4 protein-coding genes and 2 tRNA genes are annotated in these 6,188 nt (G+C 40.0%); 4 read left to right on the top strand and 2 right to left on the bottom strand.

Annotated elements, in window-relative coordinates; translation table 11 throughout:
- Window positions 1–2: 2 nt before the first annotated feature.
- Window positions 3–76: transfer RNA gene (locus MTN97_RS16370), tRNA-Asn, on the bottom strand.
- A gap of 21 nt (window positions 77–97) precedes the next feature.
- Window positions 98–174: transfer RNA gene (locus MTN97_RS16365), tRNA-Asn, on the bottom strand.
- Between the two features lie 1,038 nt (window positions 175–1,212).
- Between MTN97_RS16365 and MTN97_RS16360 the strand changes: the two genes are divergently transcribed.
- From MTN97_RS16360 to MTN97_RS16345, 4 genes are read left to right on the top strand one after another with little or no spacing between them, the layout of a single operon-like run.
- Complete coding sequence (locus MTN97_RS16360) at window positions 1,213–2,592, top strand: MATE family efflux transporter (protein WP_036982158.1); 1,380 nt, start codon at window positions 1,213–1,215, stop codon at window positions 2,590–2,592.
- Window positions 2,589–4,580, top strand: coding sequence for an excinuclease ABC subunit UvrB (gene uvrB / locus MTN97_RS16355; protein ID WP_248474895.1), 1,992 nt, complete (start codon window positions 2,589–2,591; stop codon window positions 4,578–4,580). Before MTN97_RS16360 ends, uvrB begins: the two co-directional genes overlap by 4 nt.
- Window positions 4,581–5,510, top strand: a complete 930-nt coding sequence (locus tag MTN97_RS16350) for a class I SAM-dependent methyltransferase (protein WP_036982163.1) — start codon at window positions 4,581–4,583, stop codon at window positions 5,508–5,510.
- 8 nt (window positions 5,511–5,518) lie between these two features.
- Window positions 5,519–6,184, top strand: a complete 666-nt coding sequence (locus MTN97_RS16345) for a tRNA (adenine(22)-N(1))-methyltransferase TrmK (RefSeq protein ID WP_138627481.1) — start codon at window positions 5,519–5,521, stop codon at window positions 6,182–6,184.
- Window positions 6,185–6,188 lie beyond the last annotated feature (4 nt).

Genomic DNA, 6,188 nt, shown 5'->3' with positions numbered 1-6,188 from the left:
GGCTCCCCCTCCCCGACTCGAACGGGGGACCTGCGGATTAACAGTCCGTCGCTCTAACCAACTGAGCTAAGGGGGAATCGTTTATGGCTGAAAAACTTGGCTCCCCCTCCCCGACTCGAACGGGGGACCTGCGGATTAACAGTCCGTCGCTCTAACCAACTGAGCTAAGGGGGAAGCGTCTTGCCTTTCAACGGGGCGAAATATTAATGACCGCATAGCAAAGTGTCAACATATAAAAGATCATAAATTCAAAAAAGAGGTCTATTCGTTGTTTTTATGTGCAATCTGCGCGTTTTGTAACACTATTTAAGTAAAGCGCAGTGATATTGTTTTATAAAAACAGGGCAATATTTGCATGAAGTTTGTAATTTGAGGCAATAAAGTGATGAGTAAAATTTAAGAAAACGGCTTTTAATAGCAAAAACGCGTTCTATTTCCTGTATTTTTTATAAAGCGATAATTAACTTATTTAAAATAAATGGCTCCTTTTTATTTTGGTACGTTAAAACGGTTGAACTAAATGCGTATTAGTTACGTAAACTAAAATTAGCGCTAAAACATAATATAAATTTTGACTGCAGCAATGCCTTGTACAAAAATAAAACAATCAATGAGTTAGCTACCTGTTTGAATGTGTTACTTACTGATATTAGCCTAAGAAAATATCACCTTCATACACATAACGGGGGCATACAACGCTGTTTGCATATTGGTAACGGAAAAAACCAAATGATCTAACAATTTAGCACCACGTTGTAGCCCTTTATAAACGTGGGGTTGATTGAGTTATCCACGGTTTCTGTGGATAACTCTGTTTATGAAACTTTAAGAACATCAGCACCTCCAGCATTGTAGGGCGCTACAACGATTTCAAGTATTAAAAAGCTTTTTTTTATATATTAAAAAAAAACAAAGGCTTATGATTCAGCTTAGATAGCCACCTAAACGATAAATAAAATTTTTCGTGACGATAAAGTATCATCGCTAACTGTGTAATAAAGCAACAAAACCTAAAAGGTAAATGTTGCAAAAGTTACATAAGTGTATTTAATTTGATTTTTAATGTGTTTGTACAAAATTTATTTACAACAGCGTAAAAGTAATAGTTTGTAGATTAAAGGCTGATTTAGTTGTTTAGATTTAATAAAGCATGGCTTGAACTCTCCGGATGCTTTAAAATATGCAGCTCAGTAAAAGAGGCTTATTTATTTTATGCGCGCACATTCTCAATCACATACTCGCCCTGATTTACTCACTGCTCCAATCTTGCCTACGTTAAAGAAAATGACCGTTCCAATGATCTTTGGGATGATTACCCTGATGATGTTCAACATAGTTGATACTTTTTTTATTAGTTTATTGGGTACAGAGCCGCTTGCTGCAGTTAGTTTTACATTTCCTGTTACTTTTACCGTGATTAGTTTAGCAATTGGTTTAGGTATAGGGACTTCTGCGGTTATTGCAAAAGCATTAGGCAGTAACAATTTAGAAGAAGCGCGCTTTGATGCCAGTGTTTCGTTGTTGGTAGCGGTAATATTAGTATTAATTTTATCTGCTAGTGGCTATTTATTGATTGATCCCATATTTACGTTGCTTGGGGCAGGGGAGCAAGTACTCCCGCTAATTCATGAATATATCAGTATTTGGTTTTTAGGCAGTGTATTTTTAATTACCCCAATGATTGGTAATTCTGTACTGCGAGCCAGTGGCGATACTAAAACACCGAGTATTATTATGGGGGGAGCTGGACTTATAAATGCTGTACTCGATCCCATGCTGATTTTTGGCTTTGGTCCCATTCCCGCATTAGGCATTAAAGGGGCTGCCATTGCCAGTGTTATAGCTTGGGCTGTTGGAGTGGCGATTATTTTTTACATATTAATTGTTAAAAAGCAGTTGCTTAGTTTAAAAGCGGGCAAACAAACTGTTATTGGTGCAATTCGTAAAATTTTAAAAATTGGTTTACCGGCAGCGGGTGCTAACATGCTCACCCCAGTTGCTATGGCAGTAATGACGGCATTGGTTGCTCATCATGGCCCCGAAGCCGTGGCTGCTTTTGGGGTAGGGAGTCGAATAGAATCAATAGCGAGTTTAGTGGTATTAGCCTTGTCGATGACCTTGCCCCCTTTTATTAGTCAAAACTTTGGAGCGAGTCATTTTTCTCGCGTAAAGGATGCCTACCTAGGAACCTTAAAATTTGTGATGTTATGGCAGTTTGTTATTTATATTTTATTAATTATGTTTTCTGGCGTCATTAGTGAAATATTTGGTAAAGAGCAAGCCGTTGTTGATGTCATAAAATTGTTTATTTATACCATCCCATTAAGTTATGGCTTGCAAGGAGTGATCATTTTATCCAACTCCTCGTTTAACGCTTTACACAAACCCATGAACGCCTTAGTTTTGAGCGTTATTCGGTTGTTTGTTTTTTATATTCCCTTTGCGTATATCGGGAACGAACTTGCAGGCTTAATCGGCTTGTTTATTGGCGCGACCATTGGTAATTTATTTACAGCATTTGTAGCCTACAAGTGGTTTATGAAAGAAATTGAAGCGTTAAGCAGTCAAGCATTACAGGAGTGTAGTCATTGAGCGATCATTTTCAGTTAGAATCAAAATTTAAACCCGCTGGGGATCAGCCTACCGCTATCGCTCAGTTGTGCGAAGGTTTAGAAGCAGGGCTTGCTCATCAAACCTTATTAGGTGCAACAGGGACGGGAAAAACCTTCACGATGGCTAATATCATTAGTGATTTAAATCGCCCCACTATTATTATGGCGCACAATAAAACCTTAGCGGCTCAATTATACGGCGAGATGAAAGAATTTTTTCCACACAATGCGGTTGAATACTTTGTATCTTACTACGATTACTACCAACCAGAAGCTTATGTGGTAGCCAGTGACACCTTTATTGAAAAAGATGCATCCATCAATGAACACATTGAGCAAATGCGGCTCAGCGCTACTAAAGCGCTGTTAGAGCGTCGCGATACTATAATTGTTGCATCGGTATCGGCGATTTATGGTCTGGGCGATCCTGATTCATACATGAAAATGATGCTGCTTTTAAAAGTGGGTGAAAAGGTCGACCAACGTGACATGCTGCGCCGTCTTGCAGAGCTACAATATACGCGAAACGATATTGATTTTAGTCGCGGTACATACCGCGTTCGTGGTGAAGTTGTTGATATATTTCCTGCTGAATCAGACACCTATGCAGTGCGTGTAGAAATGTTTGATGATGAAGTTGAACGCCTAAGTATTTTTGATCCTCTAACCGGTGCCGTCGAAAAACACATAGTGCGTGCCACTATTTATCCTAAAACTCATTATGTAACGCCACGAGAAAAAATTCTCGAAGCCATCGAAAAAATAAAAGTTGAGCTTAAAGAGCGCAGAGCACAATTGCTCAGCGCTAATAAGTTAGTAGAAGAGCAACGCATAGCTCAGCGTACCCAATACGACATAGAAATGATGACCGAGCTTGGTTATTGCTCCGGTATTGAAAACTACAGTCGTTACTTATCGGGGCGCACACCTGGCGATCCACCGCCAACATTACTGGACTATTTACCCGATGATGCATTAATGATTATTGATGAATCGCACGTAACCGTATCGCAAATTGGTGCCATGTATAAAGGCGATAGAAGCCGTAAAGAAAACCTCGTTGAATATGGTTTTAGAATGCCCTCAGCTATGGATAACAGGCCACTGCGTTTTGAAGAGTTTGAGGCCATTGCACCACAAACCATTTATGTATCGGCTACCCCGGGTGACTTTGAATTAGAGCGCAGCAACGGCGAAGTTGCAGAGCAGGTTATTCGTCCAACCGGCTTACTTGACCCTGTTATTGAAGTTCGCCCGGTAGGCGATCAGGTTGATGATTTACTCTCAGAAATTTACAAATGTGTTGAAGCAAAAGAGCGCGTGTTAGTAACAACCCTGACCAAACGCATGGCTGAGGATTTAACTGATTATTTAAGCGAACATAATGTAAAAGTACGCTACCTACACTCTGACATAGACACTGTAGAGCGGGTTGAAATTATTCGTGATTTACGAGCCGGTGTGTTTGATGTGTTAGTAGGCATTAACTTACTACGTGAAGGCTTAGATATGCCAGAAGTGGCACTAGTTGCTATTTTAGATGCCGATAAAGAGGGCTTTTTACGTTCAGCTCGCTCGCTTATTCAAACCATAGGCCGTGCTGCTCGCCATCTTGATGGTCGTGCTATTTTATACGGCGATAGAATCACTAAATCGATGGCCAAAGCCATTGAAGAAACTGACCGACGCCGAGAAATACAACACGCTTATAATGTTAAGCACGGTATTGAGCCCAGTGCCTTGGTTAAAAAGATATTTGATGTAATGGATGTAGGTGAAGATGCCTCACCACAAGATAACTTGCAGCTTATTCGTAAAGAGTCTAAAAAAATTCTTAGTGCGAAAGAAATTGCCACGCAAATTAAGCAGCTTGAAACCAAAATGCATGCCTACGCCAGTGATTTAGAATTTGAAAAAGCCGCCTCTGTACGCGACGAAATACATGAACTACAACAGTTGATTAATTAAATGACAATCGATTTTACTCCTCTTATTAATGCATTAGCAGACACGCCTTTTGCAGATAACGAATTATGCCGCGTATTTCATGGTCGCGGCCACAGCGTAGAAGCGCTAAGCCATATTAACTTAGACTTTTATCCACCGAGTTTGTTTTTGGTGTCATACAGTGAAATTGATGAGGTTACACTCACTACGCTCACCGATACGTTATGGCAGTGGGCACAACAACATCATCCAGAGCTAATTACTGCATTGGTGTATCAGCAGCGAGCGGGGCTGCAAAGCCACAATACCTTAGTGCATGGGCAATTGCCCGCGCGCCATAGCGTAGCCGAAAATGGTGTGCGTTTTTTGGTTGATTTAATGAGTAAGCAAAACACCGGTATTTTTCCAGATATGCGAAAAGGCCGTGAGTTTGTCATGCACAATAGTAAACATGCCAAAGTACTTAACCTGTTTTCTTATACTTGTGGTTTTTCGGTAGCGGCTATGCACGGCGGTGCCGATCATGTGATGAACATGGATATGAGCAAAGGCGTGTTAAAAGTCGGTAAGCAAAACCATCAATTAAACAATGTTGATAGGGGCGTCAGTTTTTTACCGCATGATATTTTAAAGTCGTTTGGTAAGCTAAAAAAAGCCGCACCGTTTGATTTAATTATTGTTGATCCACCCAGCTTTCAAAAAGGCAGTTTTATATTAACAAAAGACTACCAAAAAGTGCTGCGCAGACTCCCTGAGCTTTTAAACGACACTACACAGCTGTTGTTATGCGCTAATAGCCCAGAGCTTTCCGAAAATGACTTTAAAGCACTTATTCAAGAACATACTCAAGGTGCTATTGAGTTTGTTAAACGCCTAGAACCGACTGATCGCTTTATTGAAATTGATAGCGATAAAAGCTTAAAAGCATTGGTGTACAAAACAAAAACATAGTGAGTTAAATGAAACTGAGTAAACGTTTAAACGCCATCAATTCATTAATTACAGAGCCTTACGATATTGTTTGGGATTGTTGCTGCGATCATGGCTTTTTAGGGATGGCGTTACTTGAGCGCGGTATAGCAAAACATATAAATTTTGTGGATATTATTCCAACGTTAATGGAAGCGCTCGAACAGTCGCTGCAACAATTTGAGCAAGGAAAGTCTTTACCTTCATGGCAAGTGCGCTGCGAAGATGTTGCGCAGATTAAATTGTCAACAGCTGCAAAGCAAGTGGTGGTTATTGCTGGTGTGGGGGGCGATTTATGTTTAAAGCTTATTGAACAAATTATTGCCAACAACCCGCAAAGCTTGCACCAACTCAGTTTTATTATTTGCCCCATTCAGCATCTTTACAAAGTGCGTGCAGGTTTAAAAGCCTGTAATTTAAAGCTCGAAAACGAGCAAATTATTGTTGAAAACAAACGTTTTTACGAAGTATTACACGTTAGTGTAAATGCCAGCCAAACACTCACTCAAACCGGTGCTCAAATGTGGGATAAACACAATCCACAACATCATCAATATCAGCAGCAATTGCTTAACCATTATACTCGAATGCTCAATAAAGATAGACTTTACTATCAAAAAGTTATAACAGAGTATCAACGAGTATTTGAATGCTAAGTCA

Origin of the sequence: Pseudoalteromonas sp. 2CM36K (assembly GCF_023161865.1) — a bacterium.
Lineage (GTDB): Bacteria > Pseudomonadota > Gammaproteobacteria > Enterobacterales > Alteromonadaceae > Pseudoalteromonas > Pseudoalteromonas tetraodonis.
Note: the sequence above shows the minus strand (reverse complement) of the source record. Positions and strands in the feature narration are given on the sequence as shown.

What these genes read in the sequence shown, in the direction of transcription:
- MTN97_RS16350 (WP_036982163.1), top strand. Translation starts at nt 4,581, where the DNA reads ATGACAATCGATTTTACTCCTCTTATTAATGCATTAGCAGACACGCCT.
- MTN97_RS16360 (WP_036982158.1), top strand. Translation starts at nt 1,213, where the DNA reads ATGCGCGCACATTCTCAATCACATACTCGCCCTGATTTACTCACTGCT.
- MTN97_RS16345 (WP_138627481.1), top strand. Translation starts at nt 5,519, where the DNA reads ATGAAACTGAGTAAACGTTTAAACGCCATCAATTCATTAATTACAGAG.